This is a genomic window from Actinocrispum sp. NPDC049592, assembly GCF_040675465.1.
Classification (GTDB): domain Bacteria; phylum Actinomycetota; class Actinomycetes; order Mycobacteriales; family Pseudonocardiaceae; genus Kibdelosporangium.
Window position 1 is genome coordinate 367,281 of the sequence record NZ_JBFAPA010000004.1, and the last position, 18,486, is coordinate 385,766.

At 69.0% G+C, this 18,486-nt stretch carries 15 protein-coding genes; 11 read left to right on the plus strand and 4 right to left on the minus strand.

Going from position 1 to position 18,486, the window contains the following annotated elements:
* The first annotated feature begins 47 nt into the window (after positions 1-47).
* Positions 48-1,241 carry an MFS transporter gene (locus AB0J95_RS13965; RefSeq protein ID WP_364756937.1) on the plus strand — a complete coding sequence of 398 codons (1,194 nt, stop codon included), beginning with the start codon at positions 48-50 and terminating at the stop codon, positions 1,239-1,241.
* Here AB0J95_RS13965 and AB0J95_RS13970 read toward each other — a convergent pair.
* Positions 1,210-2,178, minus strand: a complete 969-nt coding sequence (locus tag AB0J95_RS13970; protein WP_364756939.1) for an Lrp/AsnC family transcriptional regulator — start codon at positions 2,176-2,178, stop codon at positions 1,210-1,212. The genes AB0J95_RS13965 and AB0J95_RS13970 overlap by 32 nt on opposite strands.
* Positions 2,179-2,256: 78 nt before the next feature.
* On the opposite strand from AB0J95_RS13970, the gene AB0J95_RS13975 reads away from it, so the two are divergent.
* Entirely contained in the window at positions 2,257-3,384 is a 1,128-nt protein-coding gene (locus AB0J95_RS13975) for an epoxide hydrolase family protein (RefSeq protein ID WP_364756941.1), read from the plus strand.
* Here the strand turns inward: AB0J95_RS13975 and AB0J95_RS13980 are convergent, their stop codons facing one another.
* Positions 3,385-4,086 (minus strand): hypothetical protein, encoded by a 702-nt coding sequence (locus AB0J95_RS13980; protein WP_364756942.1) that lies wholly within the window; start codon positions 4,084-4,086, stop codon positions 3,385-3,387.
* Positions 4,083-5,231, minus strand: coding sequence for a hypothetical protein (locus tag AB0J95_RS13985; protein ID WP_364756944.1), 1,149 nt, complete (start codon positions 5,229-5,231; stop codon positions 4,083-4,085). Before AB0J95_RS13985 ends, AB0J95_RS13980 begins: the two co-directional genes overlap by 4 nt.
* Positions 5,232-5,509: 278 nt before the next feature.
* Between AB0J95_RS13985 and AB0J95_RS13990 the strand changes: the two genes are divergently transcribed.
* Together AB0J95_RS13990 and AB0J95_RS13995 are read left to right on the plus strand one after the other, a co-directional pair.
* A complete protein-coding gene (locus tag AB0J95_RS13990) occupies positions 5,510-8,311 on the plus strand; it encodes an AAA family ATPase (protein ID WP_364756946.1) in 2,802 nt (933 codons plus the stop codon).
* A gap of 46 nt (positions 8,312-8,357) precedes the next feature.
* Positions 8,358-10,709 (plus strand): tectonin domain-containing protein, encoded by a 2,352-nt coding sequence (locus tag AB0J95_RS13995; protein ID WP_364756948.1) that lies wholly within the window; start codon positions 8,358-8,360, stop codon positions 10,707-10,709.
* Between the two features lie 239 nt (positions 10,710-10,948).
* Here AB0J95_RS13995 and AB0J95_RS14000 read toward each other — a convergent pair whose 3' ends face one another.
* Positions 10,949-11,902, minus strand: coding sequence for a sigma-70 family RNA polymerase sigma factor (locus AB0J95_RS14000; protein ID WP_364756950.1), 954 nt, complete (start codon positions 11,900-11,902; stop codon positions 10,949-10,951).
* Positions 11,903-12,036: 134 nt separating this feature from the next.
* Here AB0J95_RS14000 and AB0J95_RS14005 point away from each other — a divergent pair, with 134 nt between their 5' ends.
* The 7 genes from AB0J95_RS14005 (at position 12,037) to AB0J95_RS14035 (ending at position 18,442) form a co-directional block, all read left to right on the plus strand.
* The gene (locus tag AB0J95_RS14005) at positions 12,037-12,762 is read left to right on the plus strand and encodes a DUF899 domain-containing protein (protein WP_364756952.1); all 726 of its coding nucleotides are present in this window, start codon (positions 12,037-12,039) and stop codon (positions 12,760-12,762) included.
* A gap of 72 nt (positions 12,763-12,834) precedes the next feature.
* Positions 12,835-14,115: an RNA polymerase sigma factor gene (locus AB0J95_RS14010; protein ID WP_364756954.1), complete on the plus strand. Its 1,281-nt coding sequence runs from the start codon at positions 12,835-12,837 to the stop codon at positions 14,113-14,115.
* Positions 14,112-14,600 carry a GyrI-like domain-containing protein gene (locus AB0J95_RS14015; protein WP_364756956.1) on the plus strand — a complete coding sequence of 163 codons (489 nt, stop codon included), beginning with the start codon at positions 14,112-14,114 and terminating at the stop codon, positions 14,598-14,600. Before AB0J95_RS14010 ends, AB0J95_RS14015 begins: the two co-directional genes overlap by 4 nt.
* 25 nt (positions 14,601-14,625) lie before the next feature.
* A complete protein-coding gene (locus AB0J95_RS14020; RefSeq protein WP_364756958.1) occupies positions 14,626-15,897 on the plus strand; it encodes an amidohydrolase family protein in 1,272 nt (423 codons plus the stop codon).
* A gap of 75 nt (positions 15,898-15,972) precedes the next feature.
* Complete coding sequence (locus AB0J95_RS14025; protein WP_364756959.1) at positions 15,973-16,773, plus strand: metalloregulator ArsR/SmtB family transcription factor; 801 nt, start codon at positions 15,973-15,975, stop codon at positions 16,771-16,773.
* An 80-nt stretch (positions 16,774-16,853) separates the two neighbouring features.
* Positions 16,854-17,204 carry a YciI family protein gene (locus tag AB0J95_RS14030; protein WP_364756961.1) on the plus strand — a complete coding sequence of 117 codons (351 nt, stop codon included), beginning with the start codon at positions 16,854-16,856 and terminating at the stop codon, positions 17,202-17,204.
* On the plus strand, positions 17,201-18,442 hold the full coding sequence (locus AB0J95_RS14035) for an RNA polymerase sigma factor (RefSeq protein ID WP_364756963.1): 1,242 nt from the start codon (positions 17,201-17,203) through the stop codon (positions 18,440-18,442). Before AB0J95_RS14030 ends, AB0J95_RS14035 begins: the two co-directional genes overlap by 4 nt.
* Positions 18,443-18,486: the final 44 nt, after the last annotated feature.

An 18,486-nucleotide genomic window follows, 5' to 3' on the forward strand; every position in this document is an offset into this window, starting at 1 on the left:
AGAATTGGCTATTACTCCCGACCAATGTAGCTCATACCGTGACTGGCATGCGGAAACTAGCGGCGGCCCAGCTGGCCAACTCGATCGGCGATGGCGCGTTCTACGTGACCTCGGCGCTGTACTTCACCCGGGTCGTCGGCCTGTCCGCGACCCAGGTCGGGCTCGGCCTGACCATCGCGTGGGCGGTCGGCTTCACCGCCGGGGTGCCGTTGGGCCACTTCGCCGACCGGTTCGGTCCCCGCCGCACGGCGCTGCTGCTGGCCGTGATCACCGCCGGCACGATCGCGACCTTCCTGGTCGTGCGGGACTTTCTGCCGTTCGTGCTGGTCTCCAGCCTCTACACCAGCGCCCAGTGCGGGCTCATCGCCGCTCGGCAGGCGCTGCTGGCGGGGCTCGTCGAACCCGCGCAGCGCACCAAGACCCGCGCGGTCATCCAGTCCGCGGTGAACGCGGGCCTCGCGTTGGGCGCCGGCGCCGGTGGTCTGGCGCTGTACTTCGACACCCCCACCTCCTACATGGCGGTGTTCGCGATGGACGCGGCCAGCTTCCTGGCCTGTGCGCTGATCCTGCGCGGCCTGCCCGAGGTACCGCCCGCGCCGAGCACGACCGGGTCGAAACTCGCCGTGCTGCGCGACCGGCCGTACGCGTTGCTGTCCTTCCTGAACATGATCATGCTGCTGCACATCCCGATGCTGACCCTGGCCATCCCGCTGTGGATCGTGCAGCGCACCGAGGCGCCGCGGTGGATGGTGTCCGCGCTGCTCGTGCTGAACACGTTGACCGTGGTGCTGTTCCAGGTGCGGGTCGCCCGCCGGGTCGTCGACCTGCGCTCCGCCGCCCGCTCCACCCGCCGCGCCGGTGTCGTGCTGCTGATCTCGTGTGCGGTGTTCGCCCTCTCGGCGGTCGGCACCTCCGCGTGGCTCTGCGTGGCGATCTTGCTCGCCGCCGCGATCCTGCAGGTCGTCGGCGAGATGATGCAGTCTTCTGGGGCGTGGCAGATCAGCTTCGACCTGGCGCCGCCGGACAAGCACGGCCAGTACCAGGGCCTGTTCGGCAACGGCCTGGCCGTCGCCCGGGTGATCGCCCCGCTGCTGCTGACCACGCTGATCGTCGAGTGGGGCATCCCCGGCTGGCTCCTGCTCGGCGGGATCTTCGCGGTCACCGGTGTCCTGATCGGACCGGCTGTTCGCTGGGCCGAGCGGTCCCGGGTCACACCGGCAACAGAGCTCCAGCCCGTTTGACGGTCCGGATCACCGGAGCGGTCTCCATGCTGAGCACAGCGTCCAGCATGGAGACTTTCTCCGTGAGGAACCGGTAGAGGTCGGCGTTGTCCCGGCAGGCGACGGCCGCGATCAGGTTCGACGGCCCGGTCGTCACCGCCACGAAGGACACCTCCGCACAGCCCGCCAGCGTCTCCGCGACCGCCACCACCGCCCTCGGCCGGACCGTCATGAACAACCTGGCCTCAGCGTGGAACCCCAGCGCTCCCACCGGAACGTCGATCAGGTAGCCGAGCACGCCCGCCCGCCGCAGGTGCTCCATCCGCCGTCGCACGGTCGAGTCCGACGAGTTCGTCACCGCCGCCAGCTCGGCGTATCCCAGCCGGCCGTCCCGGGACAACGCGTCGAGCAGGGCCTGGTCGCTGGCGTCCACAGTGACCGGTGACGTGTCCGGGGTGGGCGGTTCGGGGCGCAGCTCGGCGGATTGGTTGGCGTTGAGCCAATGCAGGCCCGGCCACTGGTCCGGCAACCGGAACGCCCTGAGCAGCGAATGCGCGGACACCGCCGTGACTCGCTTGGTGCGGGGGAGTTTCGACAGCAGCAGCGCGTCTCTTTCGCTGGTGCTGCGGGCTTGTGTGCTGCAGGCGATCTCCGTGCCACCGGACAGCAGGTACACCCACGAGGTGTCCGGCCGGTCGGCCAGCGCCTTGGCCACGCCGGTCGCCGCGTCCGGTGTGCACTGCAGGCGGATCGTCCACGCGGTGTAGCCCAATCTGGCACCGTTGACCACCCCGACGACTCGCAACACACCCGCGGACCGCAGCCGCTGGTAGCGCCGGGCAATGGTGTTCTCCGAGACGCCGATGACCCCCGCTATCGTGCGCAGCGGGGCCCGGCCGTCGATCTGCAGGGCGTGCAGCAGCCCCCGGTCGACGTCGTCCAAGGCGACGGTATCCACCTCATGGAGGGTAACCACCGACGGTTTCCACCGCAGAGGATCGACTTGTCGCCGGGTTTCATCGCTAGGGTCGACGGCATGACGATCGACTCGTTCCGCGTCTCGGTTCCCCAGGCCGATCTGGACGATCTGGGGGAGCGGATCGCACGTACCCGCTGGCCGGACGAGCTGCCGGGAGCCGGCTGGGACTATGGGGTTCCGCTGGACTACCTCAAGGATCTCGCCGAATACTGGCGCACGGGTTACGACTGGCGGGTACATGAGGCCGAGCTGAACGCGTTGCCGCAGTACGTGACGCGGATCGATGGCCAGACCGTGTACTTCTTGCACGTCCGGTCGCCGAAGCCGGACGCATTGCCGCTGCTGCTCACCCACGGCTGGCCCGGCTCGGTGGTGGAGTTCCTGGACTGCATCGGCCCGTTGACCGACCCTCGTGCGCACGGCGCCGACCCCGCCGACGCGTTCCACCTCGTGATCCCGGCGATCCCTGGTTTCGGCTTCTCCGGGCCTACGACCGAGACCGGGTGGGGTGTGCCGCGGGTCGCTGCGGCCTGGGCGGAACTCATGCGCCGCTTGGGGTACCCGCGGTACGGCGCGCAGGGCGGCGACTGGGGTTCGTCCATCTCCCGGTGGCTTGGCGCGGAGGATCAGGAGCATGTCGTTGGTGTCCACGTGAACCTGATGGTGTCACTGGGCAGAACAGACTCCCCGGTCGAACTGTCCACTGAGGACCAGGAGCGGATCGCCGCCGTCCGCAAGTACATGGCCAACCCGGCGGGATACCTGCGCCAGCAGTCCACCCGCCCGCAGACGCTGTCCTACGGCCTGACCGACTCCCCGGTCGGCCAGCTGGCGTGGATCGCGGAGAAGTTCAAGGAGTGGGTCGACCCCACGGTGACCATCGACCGCGATCGCCTGCTCACCAATGTGATGCTGTACTGGCTGACCGGCACCGCGGGCTCGTCCGCCCGCATCTACTACGAGTCGACGCACCTGCGCGGACGGAACTTCCCCAAGTACACCGGCCCGCTCGGCGTCGCTGTGTTCCCGCACGAGATCGCCCCCGCCATCCGCGCCCTCGCCGAACAGGACCACAACATCACCTACTGGTCGGAGTTCGACCGCGGCGGCCACTTCGCCGCCCTCGAAGTCCCCGACCTCCTCGTCCCCGACATCCGGACGTTCTTCCGCCCGCTGCGGCCATGATCAAGTGCAGCCGGTCGCCGTGTTGGCCACGTCCGCCGGGACACGCCAGACCACGCCGTGATCGAGAACCACGGTGACTCCGTCGGCAGAACCAAGGAGCAGCACGCAGGTGTCCGCGCTCGGGCGCGAGGCGGCTTCGATGCCGGTCAGGCGGACGGGCGTGGCCCGGATCGCGTTCACCGGCAGCCCCAGGAGGTTCAACGACACCGGCCGACCGGCCTGCGCGTCGTCGGCTGCCGAGGAGGCCGACATGATCGACAAGGTCGCCATGGTTCCGGCGAGCAACACGATCAGCGCCACCAGGTAACGGCGATATCCGACGGCTCCTTCCAGAACGCCCAGCAGCGCGAACGCGGCCACCCCGGCGAGCAGGAGGGTCAACAAGCCCAGGCCGCGCCAGGTGAACAGGGTCCCCTCGCGGAAGAAGGTCATGATCAGGAAGACCGCTGCCACCCCGCCGATGGCGATGGCCAGCCTGCCCAGCGCGATGACGATCAGGCCGGTCGTGGCGGTACCGATCATGATGAGCAGCGTGGGCGCCACCAAGGAGTCGTAGCGCAGGCCGACTTCCACCGGCAGCACGTCGAAGCGGCCATAGAAGGTCTCCACCACCACACGGCCCAGAACGTACGCGAGCGGGCCGGACAGGGCCGTCACCCACGCCAGCATGGTCCAGCGGGAGATCGTCTCCGGTTCGGTCATGACCGCTCGCACCTCGCCGTCGCACTCACCACGTTCTGCGTCGGCACCCGGAACACCTGGCCTTTGCGCAGGAAAACCGTGATGCCGTAGGCGTTTCCGAGCCGGTGCACGCAGTCGCCGGCTGGCAGGCCCGGCGGTAGGTTCTGGCCTTCGACGGCCCAGACCCGGACGGTCGGCGCCCACAACGCGGCCACCTGGATGTTGAGCAGGCTGGGGGTGGCCGGTTCGTCCCGCTCCACGTTGAGTTTCACCTCGTCGGCGGTCCCGTAGGCCATCACCAGCAGTCCCACCAGGACAAAGCCGGTCACGACAAGCACCCATCGTCGCGACCGCGGCCGCGGTGCCGGAACCCACTCGGATGTGCCGGCCCCGATGGCGCCCAGCACCGCGCCATCGATCAGCACCCCACTCCAGCCGGATGCCCAGGCACCGAGCAGCGCCCCGATCACGGTGAACAACGGCACCCGCACGGCGGGGTGGCGGACCTGCCGCCAGATCCCGTCGACCAGGAGGATCCCGGTCGCCACCAGGATGCTGGTGATACCCGAGGCGAGCAGGAGGTCGACCGTGGTCAGCCCGACCTCCTCCGGGGTCACCCCGAACGAGCCGTAGAACCATTGCGCGGCAAGCCAAGAAGCGCCGTACAGGGTCGCCACGATCACGCCGAGCAGCACCTGGCCGTCGCGGAGCACCTGGCGGGCTTCGTCCTTGGTGACGCCGAACCCTGGATTCGACCGCGTCAACGTCGTGGTCACGCCGTCGCCCAGCGCCGATACGGCTCGCCTGAACTGTTTCCCGGCACCGCGGAGAATGTCCATTGTGGTCGGCCGGGTCATCTTGCCGGGCAGGCCGGTGACGGCATCCCAGGCACGCTGTCCGAGCCGGAGCCACAGATCCAGCGCACCGACGGTCAACGCCCCGGCCAGCAGATACAGCGGCAGCCGGTCGGTCGTGGGCTCGTCGGTGTACACCAGGTAGCCGATGCCCGCGCCGAGGATCATGCCCGGCCACAGCCGCGGCCAGGTCAGCAGCACACCGACCCCGCCGCCGACGAACACCAACGTGCCGTCCTCGGGCTGCAGCGAATCCGGGATGAACAACGTCCCCACGGCGGCCACCACGCCCGCCAGGATGGTCAGCCACACGCGCGGCCGGACTCCTCGTGCCGCCAGGACCCACCTGCGGAGCCGGTCCATTCACCCCTCGCCCAGGTCGGATGTCGAGACGAACCACAGGTGGATCGAGGTGACCACGCGGACCGTTACCGCTGAGCGGCGAAAACGGGACCAGAGATCCCATCGGCGCGCTGACAGGCAAACCCGGCATCTGGGTGTGTTTTCCTACCCTGGTGTCATCCCGTAACCATGTTGCCCGGCCGGCCGACAGTGTGGTGCTGCGACGGTGTCACGGGAAGGGCCGGCGGGTGGGCAGCTTGATCGAGCGCGAGTCGGAGATCCATGTTCTGAAGAGGTCGTTGACGCGACTGGGAACGGGTCGAGGTGGTCTGGTCGTTTTGGACGCGGGCGCCGGACTGGGCAAGACTGCCTTGCTCCGGCAGGCCCGTGACCTCGCGGTGGCCGACGGCTTCGGCGTGTTGTCCGCGCGCGGTGCCGAACTGGAGCGGGAGTTCACGTTCGGTGTCGTGCGGCAGCTCCTCGAGCCCGCGGTACCCCGCGATGCCGACGCCCGGGCAGCGCTGTTCACTGGTGCCGCGCAGGCCACCGAAGGTCTCTTCACGACCGTCCAGTCCGCTGCGCCCGGGGCGATGTACGCGTTGCTCAACGGCCTGTACTGGCTGCTGGTGAACCTGGCGGAGCGCTCCCCGCTGGTGCTGCTCGTGGACGACGCACAGTGGAGCGACTCGCCTTCGTTGCAGTTCCTGGGTTTCCTCGCGCGCAGGCTGGACTCGGTGGCGGTGGTGGTGATCATCGCGACCCGCTCCGCCGAGCACGACGACGACGGCCTGCTTGAAGACATCCTCGCCGCGGACGAGCTCACGTTGCTGCGATTGAAAAGCCTGAGCGAACCGGCCGTGGCCACCTTGGTACGCCGGGAAATGGGATCGGACGCGGATGAGGAGTTCTGCGCGGCCTGCCACACGGTCACGACCGGGAATCCGCTGTTCGTCCGGGAACTGCTGCGGGTGCTGGTCGCCGCGAACGTGCGTGCCGATCTGACCGGGATGTCGGCGGTGCAGTCGGCCGGCCCGGAGGCGGTGCACTGGTACGTGGCGGCCCGGCTGCGTCGTCAACCGCCGGATGTGCGCAGCGTGGCGCGAGCGGTCGCCGTGCTGGGCGACGACACGCCGCTGCCCTTGGTGGCCGCGCAGGCCGGGCTCGAGTTGCCGATAGCGACGCGGGCAGCGGAACGGCTCAAGCGGTACGGGATCTTCGATCGGGTGGATCCCCCGGCATACGTGCACGCGATCGTGCGTGATGTCGCCTTCTCGTCGGTGCCGCCCGCGGACCGCAGCGCCGAACACGAACGCGCCGCCTCGGTGCTGCGGCAGGCGGGTGCGTGCGTCACCCAGGTGGCCTCACACCTGCTGAGAGTCGCCCCGAACGGGGTCGCCGAGCGAGTCGATGTGCTGATCGCCGCGGCGATGGACGCGATGCGCCGAGGATCGCCGGAAGGCGCGTCGGTGTTCCTCGCGCGGGCCCGGGCCGAGCCTCCCGTCGCCGCGCTGCGCGCCGAGATCAGCCGTCAGCTGGGCAACTGCCAGGCGCATCACCTGGCCATCGCCGACGCCGAGGTCCACTTACGGGAAGCGCTCACCCTGGCGGACAACCCGCGGCAGCGCGCGTTGTGCGCGTACAGCCTGGCCCGGTTCCGCAACGCCTGCGGTGAACCCGGGGAGGCCGTGCCGTTGCTCATCAGCGCCGTCGACGACCTCGATGAGCTGGGCGATCCCGCGAACCTGCCGCAGATCCTGGAGTTCGAGGCCGAGCTGATCGGCATCGCCCGCTGTGACCTGTCCAGCCGCGCGGAACTGCTGCGCCGTATCGACTCCTTCGCTCGAAGACCCGGCCGGTCGGACGCAGTGCTGGAATCACAGCGAGCGGTGGACGCCGTGTTCACCGGCAGACCGATGGCCGAGGCGCTCTCCGCGGCACGCTCGGCCCTGGCGGGTGACGCGCTCACGCCGGAACGAACCGGGCTGTGGGCGGCGGTCAACACCTTGATGATGGCCGACCAGCTGGACGAGGCCGAGCGGCGGATGCACCGGGCGCTGGACACCGCCGTCCACCGTGGACTGTTGTTCCCGATGGGCATCATCCGCGGCTACCTGGCCAGGATCGCGTGGCTTCGCGGCGATCTGGCGCAGGCGGCCGAACACGTCGAGCTGGGCACAGCTGCGGTGCCGAAGCCGAACATCGGGCTGCCGTTGCTGGACGCGACCTCGGTGCGGTTGCTGATCGAGGACGACCGGCTCGCGGAAGCCGACGCGGTGGTGGAATCCGGTGTGCTGTCCGGAGATCGGCTGCCGCACGCATCGGTTCACCTGTGGCTGCTGGGTGCACGGGCACGGCTTCGGATCGCCCAGGGCAACTACCGTGCGGCCGTCGCGGACGCCGTCGCCTGTGGACGGTTCTGCGAGCAGCTGGGCACCACGCTGATGTGGGATGTGCCGTGGCGGTTGTACGCGGCCGACGCGCATTTCCTTGCCGGACACCATGAACAAGCGACCTGCCTGGCCGACGAACAACTGCGGCTGGCGCGAGACCTCGCTGTGCCCCGGCACATCGCCGTCGCGTTGCGCACCGCGGCCCGGTTCGCCGACATCACGGACGCTCACCAACACCTGAAGGAGGCGGTGGATCTGTTGCGTGACGGACCCGCGCGCCTGGAACTCGCCCGGACGCTGTCCGACCTCGGGGAGCTGCTGATGCGCGACGGCGACCGGCGCGCCGCGCGGGACACGATCCGGCAGGCCGCCGAACTGGCGCTGGAATGTCACGCGCCCGCGATGGCCGAGCGGTTGAACGCCAGTCTGACCGCCGGTGGCGGGCGCCCGTCGCGACTGAGCGTGTCCGGTGTGCACGCGTTGACGCCGTCGGAACGCCGGGTGGCCCGGCTGGTCGCCGACGCGCTGACCAACCGGCAGATCGCCGAGCGCCTGTTCGTCACCGAGAAGACCGTGGAAGCTCATCTGAGCCGCACGTTCCGCAAGCTCGGCGTTCGCTCCCGCACCCAGCTGACCAGCAAATACGCGGGTTTGGTGTAGGGATTTCCCGGATGGATCGGGGCTGGGGCGTTCATAGCCTCGCCGTATGAGTGAACAACCACAGGGAACACCGAAGCAGCCGTTGTCCTGCGTCAGCGCGGCGGCGGACGGATCGGTATGGGGCATCGACAAGAGCGGAACCGTTCTGCAGTACCTGAGCGAGTCGGGAACGTGGCGGGCGCTGCCCAACGCGCCGCAGCTCGTGCAGCTGAACGCGGGCAGCGCCAAGGACATCTGGGGCCTGGACAATGGCGGCGCGATCCTGCGCTACACCGGCGCCGAGCAGCCGTGGCAACCCGTTGCCGGCACCCTGACCAACGTCAGTGTCGGCGCCGACGGGACGGTGTGGGGCGTCAACCGCGCCGGGACGATCTTCCGGTATGTCGGCGGATCGCCGGTGTGGGAGGCGATTCCCGGTCAGCTGACGCAGATTTCCGTGGGCAGCGCGACGAACGTCTGGGGCGTCAACAAGGCCAGGAACATCTACCGGTATGTCGGCGGGAGCCAGGTCTGGGAGCAGGTACCCGGCCAGCTGTCGCAGGTGGTCGTGGGCGGTGACGGCGCGGTCTGGGGAATCTCGCACGACGGCAAGGTGTGCGTGTACACCGAGGCGCCCAACTACTGGTACGAGACCGCGGCCGCCGCGCACGACCTGTCCGTGGGAGATCCCGCCAACGCCTGGGCGATCCTGCCGGACCAGACCGCCGTCAACCTCGTCGGCTTCGCGGGCGAGGAAGGACACCACGGCCCCGCGGCCAATGCGCACCTGCTGCGCTGGGACGCCGAGGACGTCTTCGACGAGCGGCAGAGCACCCACCTCTGGATCGTCAACCACGCGGCCGCCCTGGCCAAACAGGACCCCGACGTCGGCAAGCTGATCTACGACCTCGTTCAGCCCGGCAAGGGCCGCGTCGGTGACGACGGCTTCCACGACAACTTCTGCCAGGGCCTGTACGACGCCGACTGGAAAGCCCCGTACAACGACCCGGTCGTGTTCGGGCTGACCAACTCCTACAAGAGCCACTTCTACGACCCGGCCGACGGAACCAACTGGATGGGCGAGACCGACCCGACCGCGTTGACCAGAGGACGGGAGTTCTTCCGCCAGGCCAGGCAGGCCTACCGCAACGGCGACATGAAGAACGCGGGCTACAACCTCGGCCTGTCGCTGCACTACCTGACCGATCTGACCCAGCCCATGCACGCGGCGAACTTCACCTGGCTGAGTTCCATCGAATGGGGCTACCACACCGGTTTCGAGTCCTACGTCATGTCGATCCAGGACCGGACTGTCCTCCCGGACCGCTACGAGCCCAGCGGGCTCGGCCTGATCCCGGACAACTACCTCAAGGCCGCGGCGACGAAATCGAAGCAGTACATCGACAGCATCTGCAAGCCGCAGTGGACGCTGACCTACAAGACGATCCCGGACCAGGTGTGGCAGGACGCGGTCCGGCCGGTGGTGCTCGAACACCTGCTGCCCGATGCCATCCGGATCGCCTCGCAGTACCTCGTCGCGTGGATGCGCTCGGCTACCCAGTCCGACACCGGCCCGAGGCTCCGCGTGTTCCACCGCGGCTACGAGGAGAGCCAGGAGATCTGGTGCAGCGTCTACACCGAGCCGACCTGGGAGCTGGACCAGCGGACCAACGCGTTCCCCGCGATGACCAGCCTGTCGTCCGTCACGTTCAACGGGCAGCTCTACTGCTTCATGCAGGCCGGTGGCCAGCTGTCGATGGCGAAGATCGGCAAGGACGGGCGGGCGGTCAGCAACGTCACCGTGCCCAGGACCGGCGCGTCCGAAAGCCCGTCCGCGGTGGTGTTCAACAACCGGCTCTACTGCTTCCACCAAGGCCACGGCCTCAGCGGTGAGCTCTGGTACAACACCTTCGACGGAACCAACTGGTCCGGGGACACGATGGTTCCCCGGACCGGTATGTCGGCCAGCCCGTCGGCGGTCGTGTTCAACAACCGCCTGTACTGCTTCCACCAGGGTTACGGGAAAAGCGGCGAGCTGTGGTTCAACACGTTCGACGGCCGGAACTGGTCCGGAGATGTGCGTGTTCCCGGAACCGGTACGTCCGAGGGGCCGTCGGCGGTCGTGTACAACGGGCGGATCTATTGCTTCCATCAGGGTTATGCCGAGAACGGTGAGCTTTGGTACAACGCGTTCGACGGCGCCAACTGGACTGGCGACACGCGAGTGCAGCGAACGCTGATGTCCGCGAACCCGTCGGCGGTCGTGCACAAGGACCGGCTCTACTGCTTCCACCAAGGCTACGAACGCAACGGCCAGCTCTGGTACAACACGTTCGACGGTCACAATTGGTCGGGTGACCAGCAAATGCACGGGGTGAGCATTTCCGCCTCGCCGAGTGCCACGGTCGCCGACTTCTGAGCAGGATCAGCTGACCACGCCGGACGGCTCCGTGTCGTCCGGCGTGTCTGTCCGCCCGTCGCTCGGCGCCAGCGGCCGTCGGGCTGCCGACCACGCGGGATAGTGCGTTTAGGAGCGCCGCTCCGATTGTGCCTTCTAGGACGTGACCGGAGACGGCGACACCCCCACGTCGCCGTCTCCGTCAGCCCCGGCCCTTCTAAGACACCGCCGACGGCTCGCGCGTTGCATTCGTGCGCGACCTAAATCCGTTCGGGGAGGCCGAACATCGGGAACAGGGTGGGGTCGAAGAACGCCACCGAGTGGGTGACACCGGCCGAACTCAGCGTCAACGCCTCGAGCTTGAACGCGTGGTGCCTGCCGTCCTCGCCGCGGAGGTAGCTGGCGAACCCGGGCTGGGCGTTGAGGGTGATCGGGATCAGGCGGAGGTCACCGGGGGCCGCGGCCGGGCACCAGTTGGCGGCCAGCCGGCCGATGGCTTCGCCGCCGAGGTACCAGTCGCCGAACGGCGGCATCTCGGCGATCGCGTCATCGGTGAACAGCGCGACGATCGCGGGGATGTCGTGGTCTTCGAAGGCTTTGGCGTAGCGGTCGAGCAGCGCGCGCTGCTCGGACTCGGTCGGTTCGGTCATCGCGTCGCGGTCCGGTGCGACATCCGACAGCTGGGTGCGGGCGCGTTGCAGGGCGCTGTTCACCGCGGTGGTGGTCGTGCCGAGGATGTCGGCGACCTCGGTGGCGCGCCACTGCATGACGTCACGCAGGATCAGTACCGCGCGTTGTTTGGGCGGGAGGTACTGCAGGGCCGCGATCAGCGCGAGGCGGATGCTTTCCCGTGAGCACACCGCGGCGTCGGTCTCCGGGAACGGCTCCAGCCACAGGACCTCTTCGCGGACCATCGGCGGGGTGGCGGGGTCGCTGCGTTCCTCGCCGAGGCCCACCGGCAGCGGCCGGCGCCCCCGGCTGTCCAGCGCGGTCAGGCAGGCGTTGGTGGCGATCCGGTACAGCCAGGTCCGCAGCGACGAGCGGCCCTCGAACCGGGAGTACGCCCGCCACGCGTTCAGGTAGGTCTCCTGCACCAGGTCCTCGGCTTCGTGCAGCGAGCCCAGCATCCGGTAGCAGTGCGCGAGCAGCTCCGGCCGCAACGGGTCGAGCTTCTCCCGGAAGTCCTGGTCGACGGCTGCTGCCCTGGTCACCATCCCGATCCTCTCCGTGCGTCTGCCGCTGTCACTAGTACAGACCAGGTCCGCCGGGAAAACTCATCGCCGGACCGGTGACTTTCCGCCGCGGGCGCTGTCAGTACATCCGAGAAGACCCGAGAACGGAGGATCCGGTGACCAACACACTGCCCCCAGTGGTGTCCCGCGAGGACTGGCTCACTGCCCGGAAAACCTTGCTGGCCAAGGAAAAGGCCGCCACGAAGGTGCGTGACGCGCTGAACGCGGAGCGGCGCAGGCTGCCCATGGTCAAGGTGGACAAGGAGTACCTGTTCACCGGCCCGGACGGCAAGCGCACCCTGGCGGAGATCTTCGAGGGCCGCAGCCAGCTCTATGTGCACCACTTCATGTGGCTGGACGACCAGGACCGCGGCTGCCCCAGCTGCACCGCCGCGGCGGACCAGCACTTCACCCCACAGATCCTGGCCGAGCTGCACAAGCGTGACGTCACGTTCGTGGCCATCGCCCGCGCGCCCTACGCCAAGATCGAGGCCTACAGCGAGGGCCGCGGCTGGCAGTTCCCCTTCTACTCATCCGACGGCACGGACTTCAACTACGACTTCCACGCCACCCTGGACGAGTCGAAGGCGCCGGTCGAGTTCAACTACAAGTCCAAGGACGAGCTGCTCGCCCAGGGCTTCAAGGAGACCGATCTGCGCGGCGACTGGCCGGTCAACTCCGTGTTCCTGCGGGACGGCGACTCCGTGTTCCACACCTACAGCGCGTTCGCGCGGGGCCTGGACCACAACGTGACCATCTACAACTTCCTCGACCTCACCCCCTACGGGCGGCAGGAAGGCTGGGAGGACTCGCCGGAGGGCTGGCCGAAGCTGTTCCGCTGACGGTTTCGATGACCTTGCCGGCCCCGGTCGGTACGGTGAGACCCGCCGAAATGCTGACGATGGGGGCGGGCTGTGACGGTTGCCGAGACACATCGAGCGATCGACGCCGTGTGGCGGATCGAGTCGGCCCGGGTGATCGCCGGGCTGGCCCGGATCGTGCGCGATGTCGGGCGCGCGGAGGAGCTGGCGCAGGACGCGCTGGTGGCCGCGCTCGAGCAGTGGCCGAAGGAAGGTGTGCCCAAGAACCCCGGTGCCTGGCTGATGGCCACGGCCAAGCACCGGGCGATCGACCACGTGCGCCGCGAGCAGGTGCTGGCCCGCAAGGTCCAGGAGCTCGGGCACGAGATCGAGACCGGCGGCGCCAACCCCGAGCCGGACATCGACGCGGCGCTGGACGACGACATCGGCGACGACGTGCTGCGCCTGGTGTTCACCGCGTGCCACCCGGTGCTGTCCACCGAGGCGCGGGTGGCGTTGACCCTGCGCATGCTGGGTGGCTTGTCCACCAAGGAGATCGCGCGCGCCTACCTGGTCACCGAGTCGACCATCCAGCAGCGGATCGTGCGCGCGAAGCGCACGCTGGCCGACGCCAAGGTCCCGTTCGAGGTGCCCGCCGCCGACGAACGCCCGCAGCGGCTGTCGTCGGTACTCGAAGTGATCTACCTGATCTTCAACGAGGGCTACTCGGCCACGGCGGGCGACGACTGGATGCGCCCCACCCTGTGCGAGGAGGCGCTGCGGCTCGGGCGCGTGCTGGCCGGGCTGGCGCCGAAGGAACCCGAGGTGCACGGCTTGGTGGCGTTGCTGGAGATCCAGGCGTCCCGGTCGCAGGCGCGCACCGACGAGCAGGGCGAGCCGATCCTGTTGCTGGACCAGGACCGTTCCCGCTGGGACCAGGTGCTCATCCGCCGTGGCCTGGCCGCGCTGGAGGAAGCGCACCGGTTGACCGACGAGCCCGGCCCGTACCACATCCAGGCCGCCATCGCCGCGTGTCACGCCTCGGCGCAGAAGCCCGAAGACACCGACTGGAACGCCATCGCCCAGCTGTATGCCGCGCTGGCCGAGATCGTCGCCTCACCGATCGTGGAGCTCAACCGCGCGGTGGCGTTGTCCATGGCCGACAGTCCCGCAGCGGGACTGCGGATCGTCGACGGGCTGCGCGACGAGCCCGCGCTCAAGTCCTACCACCTGCTGCCCAGCGTGCGTGGCGACCTGCTGGCCAAGCTCGGCCGGTTCGCCGAGGCGGCCGAGGAGTTCGAGCGGGCGGCCGGGATGACCGGCAACGCTCGTGAGCAAGCCCTGCTGACCGAACGCGCAGCCGCCTGCGCCCGTGGAGAGGCACCGAAGCGATGACCCCGCAGATCGTCGAACGCGAAGAGCAGCCCTACGTCGCCGTCCGGGGCATGGTCACCATGCGGACCATCCCGGAGATCGCCGACCGGTTCCCCGAGGTGTTCGCCTGGCTGGGTCGCAACGGCATCACCCCGGCCGACGCGCCGTTCTTCAAGTACAACCTGATCGACATGGACCGGCACCTGGAGATGGAGGCCGGGGTGCCGATCGACGCGTCGGTCGCCGCGGACCGGGAGGTGCTGGTCGGGGTGTTACCCGCGGGCCGGTATGCGACGGTGTCGCACGTCGGCCACCCGCAGGAACTGGTCGAGGTCACCGGCAAGCTGCTGGAGTGGGCTTCCGCCGAGGGCCTGGCCTGGGACATGACCACGACCGACAAGGGCGACCGGTGGGCCTGCCGGCTGGAGCTGCTGCTGACCGACCCCGCGGTGGAGCCGGACATGGCCAAGTGGGAGATCCGGCTGATGTTCAAGCTCGCCGACTGACTTTCGGGACTTGGGGGAGCACGCAGTGGCTACGACCATCGTGAACGCGAGGGTGTTCGATGGGTCGACGTCGCGGGACTGGACATCGGTCCGGTTCGCGGACGGGGTGATCACCGACTGTGCGGCGGTCTCGGTGGCCCGGGAAGGCGACGAGGCGATCGACGCGGCGGGCGGGACGGTGCTTCCCGGTCTGATCGACGCGCATGTGCACCTCGTGCCCGGTGCCCTCGCGCAGTCGTTGATCTTCGGCGTGACCACCGTGCTGGACATGTTCAGCACACCCGGCCTGGTGGCCGAGGCCAAGCAGCAGGCGGGCTCCCAGCTGGACGTGGCCGATGTGCGTTCCTCGGGTGTCGGTGCCACCGCGCCCGGCGGCCACCCGTCGATCATGTACGCCCCGTTCCCGACGTTGACCGCCGCCGACGAAGCTGATCAGTTCGTCGCGGACCGGGTCGCGGAGGGCTCGGACTATCTGAAGATCTTCTCCGGTATCGGGGGTCTGTGGCCGTCTTTGGACTCCGACACCGTCGCGGCTCTGGTCACCGCCGCGCACGCCCGCGGTTTGCTCGTCGTCGGTCATGTGAGTTCGAAGGCCGGTGTGGAGCAGGTCGTGTCCGCCGGGGTCGACGTGCTGGCCCACGTTCCCGCGGACGCCGAACTGGACCAGGCTCTGGTCGGCCGCATTGCCGAGGCCGGGATCGCGGTCGGTCCGACGCTGGCCACCATCGAGAACACCCTCGGTGAACCGGGTGGCGCCGCGGTGGCAGCCGACCCACGGCTCGCCGGGCTGCTCGGCGACGGCTGGGCCCGCCGGTTGACCTCAGGTGCGCCGGGGCTGGGCGGCCGCGCCATGCCGCCGTACTCGCGGGCCGAGGACAACGTGCGGCGACTGGCCGACGCCGGGGTCACTCTGCTGGTGGGTACTGACGCGCCGAACCCTGGGACCGTGTTCGGCGCGAGCCTGCACCGGGAGCTGGAACTGCTTGTCCGGTGCGGTATCAGCCCGGCGCAGGCCCTGGCCGCTGCCACCACCGAACCGGCGCGAGTGTTCGGCCTGGCCGACCGGGGACGGATCGCGGCCGGGCTGCGCGCGGACGTGGTCCTCGTGTCCGGTGATCCGTTGACGGACATCACCGCGACGCGCTGCATCGAGCGGATCTGGCGCTCTGGCACCGCCTGTGACCGGCGTGCGTTCGTCGCGAGCCCTGCCGAGGCCGAGCAGCTCGCCGCGTTCGACGCCCAGGTCGCCAAAGCCGTGGCCGCCGTCCGTGAACGCCGTCCCGGCCCGGTGCGCTAGCCCGACGGTTGACATGCACCCTTCCGGCTGCCTATTCTCGGACATGCAGCCAAACGGCTGCCTATTGGAGGCGGCATGGACGAGGTGTTCAAGGCGCTCGCCGACACCAGCCGGCGGCAGCTGCTCGACAGCCTGAACCGCCGCAACGGGCAGACGTTGCGGGAGCTGTGCGAGGGGCTGTCGATGGCGCGGCAGTCGGTGAGCAAGCACCTCGCCGTGCTCGAGGCGGCCCAGCTGGTGACCACCACCCGGCGTGGACGGGAGAAGCTGCACTACCTCAACGCGATGCCGATCAACGCCATCGCCGAGCGGTGGATCCACCAGTACGACCGTGAGCGCGCGCATGCCCTCGCCGATCTGCAGAAAGCCTTGGAGGCCACCCCCATGAGCGACACGTCGTTCAGCTACACCAGCTACATCCGCACGACCCCCGAACAGCTGTGGCGGGCGCTGACCGAGCCGGAGTTCACCCGCCGCTACTGGGGCGGGGTGGCGCTGCGGTCGGACTGGCAGGTCGGGTCCCCGGTGCTGATGTCCGACAGCGAGACCGGCGAGTTCAAGGACCGTGGCCAGCGCGTCCTCGCCGCCGACCCGTACACCCTGCTGTCCTACAGCTGGCACCTCTACCAGCCCGCGCACGCCGAGTTGTTCGGCTGGGACGAGGCCGAACTGGCCGAACACCTCAAGGAACCGCGGTCCCGGGTGACCTTCGAACTGGAACCCAACGGTGCCACCGTCAAACTCACCGTCACCCACGACGGGTTCGAGCCCGGCAGCCCGATGCTGGAGGCCGTCAGCGGCAAACGCGACTTCAGCGGCGGCTGGCCCGAACTCCTCGCCGACCTCAAGACCGTCGTCGAGACCGGCAGACTCTGAAATCTCGTCGGCGGAACTGTCGATCCCGGTGGGCTGTGTTCGTGTGAACGGTGCATGATCGGCCACAGGAGGGATCGACGATGACACAGCAGCAGTACCTGCTCAGCATCTACCAGCCGGACGGGCCGATTCCGGAGCCGGACGTGCTGGCCGGGATCAAGGCCGAGCTGGATGTGCTCAACCGGGAGATGAAGGACGCGGGGGTGTGGGTGTTCTCGGCGGGGCTGACGCCGCCGAGCAGTGCCACGGTGCTCAAGGCGCGGGGGCGGGATGTGCTGGTGACCGATGGGCCGTTCACCGAGGGCAAGGAGCATCTCGGTGGGTTCACCATCATCCGGGCGGCCGACCTGGACGAGGCGATGGGCTGGGGGAGCAGGCTCGCGGGGGTGCTCAGCCCGCTGAGCATCGAGATCCGGCCGTTCCAGGGATGACGAGCCGCGTCGCGGAGATCTTCACCGCGGAGTACGGCCGCGCGGTGTCCGTGCTGGTCAAGGTGTTCGGCGACATCGACATCGCCGAGGAGGCCGTCCAGGACGCGTTCACCGCGGCTGTGCAGCGCTGGCCGGCCGACGGCGTCCCACCCAGCCCGGCCGGCTGGATCATCACCACCGCCCGCAACCGAGCCATCGACCGGTTGCGGCGTGAGGCTGCCCGCGACGACAAGTACGCGCAGGCAGCGCTGTTGCAGGCCCAGGACGACGAGCCAGTGGAGGAGGGTGCCGTGCGCGACGAGAGGCTGCGCCTGATCTTCACGTGCTGCCACCCCTCGCTGGCCGTGCCGGCCCAGGTGGCGCTGACCCTGCGGCTGCTCGGCGGGCTGACCACGCCGGAGATCGCCCGCGCCTTCCTGGTGCCGGAACCCACGATGGCGCAACGGATCGTGCGCGCCAAGGGCAAGATCCGGGACGCCAAGATCCCCTACCGGGTGCCCTACGAGGCCGACCTGCCCGACCGGCTCAAGTCCGTGCTGGCCGTGGTCTACCTGATCTTCAACGAGGGGTACACCGCCAGCTCCGGCGACCGGCTCATCCGCGAGGACCTGTGCGCCGAGGCGATCCGGCTCGGCCGCCTGCTGGCCGAGCTGATGCCCGACGAACCCGAGGTCACCGGGCTGCTGGCGTTGATGCTGCTGATCGAGTCCCGTCGCACCGCCCGGACCACCGGCGACGGCGGCATGGTCCTGCTGCGCGACCAGGACCGCGGCGCCTGGGACCGTGACCTGATCGCTGAAGGCCAAACCCTGGTGCGGCAATGCCTTCGCCGCAACCAGCCGGGTCCGTACCAGCTGCAGGCCGCGATCAACGCAGTGCACAGCGACGCCCCCGACGCGGAAACCACCGACTGGGGTCAGATCCTGCAGCTGTACAACCACCTGCTGACCATGACCCCGACCCCGATCGTCGCGCTCAACCGAGCCGTCGCCGTGGCGGAGGTCGAGGGACCGCAGGCGGCGCTCAGGGTGGTGGACGAGCTGAACCTGACCGACTACTACCTGTTCCACGCCATCCGCGCGGACCTGCTCACCCGCCTCGGCCGGTCCGCCGAAGCCGCCGAGGCGTACGGCGAGGCCATCGCCCGCGCGGACAACGCGGCCGAACGTGAGCTGTTGGAACGCCGTTCCCGCGCAACGCCAGAGCCTGTTGCCAATTCGCCGGAAATCCCCGAATGAGAGGCAAACGACTCTTGCGCACCGGACAACACCATGGTTGCCCC

Coding starts and splice junctions, on each gene's coding strand:
- AB0J95_RS13980 (WP_364756942.1), bottom strand. CDS start 4,086: ATGACCGAACCGGAGACGATCTCCCGCTGGACCATGCTGGCGTGGGTG.
- AB0J95_RS14030 (WP_364756961.1), top strand. CDS start 16,854: ATGACACAGCAGCAGTACCTGCTCAGCATCTACCAGCCGGACGGGCCG.
- AB0J95_RS14035 (WP_364756963.1), top strand. CDS start 17,201: ATGACGAGCCGCGTCGCGGAGATCTTCACCGCGGAGTACGGCCGCGCG.
- AB0J95_RS14025 (WP_364756959.1), top strand. CDS start 15,973: ATGGACGAGGTGTTCAAGGCGCTCGCCGACACCAGCCGGCGGCAGCTG.
- AB0J95_RS14015 (WP_364756956.1), top strand. CDS start 14,112: ATGACCCCGCAGATCGTCGAACGCGAAGAGCAGCCCTACGTCGCCGTC.
- AB0J95_RS13965 (WP_364756937.1), top strand. CDS start 48: ATGCGGAAACTAGCGGCGGCCCAGCTGGCCAACTCGATCGGCGATGGC.
- AB0J95_RS14000 (WP_364756950.1), bottom strand. CDS start 11,902: ATGGTGACCAGGGCAGCAGCCGTCGACCAGGACTTCCGGGAGAAGCTC.
- AB0J95_RS13975 (WP_364756941.1), top strand. CDS start 2,257: ATGACGATCGACTCGTTCCGCGTCTCGGTTCCCCAGGCCGATCTGGAC.
- AB0J95_RS13995 (WP_364756948.1), top strand. CDS start 8,358: ATGAGTGAACAACCACAGGGAACACCGAAGCAGCCGTTGTCCTGCGTC.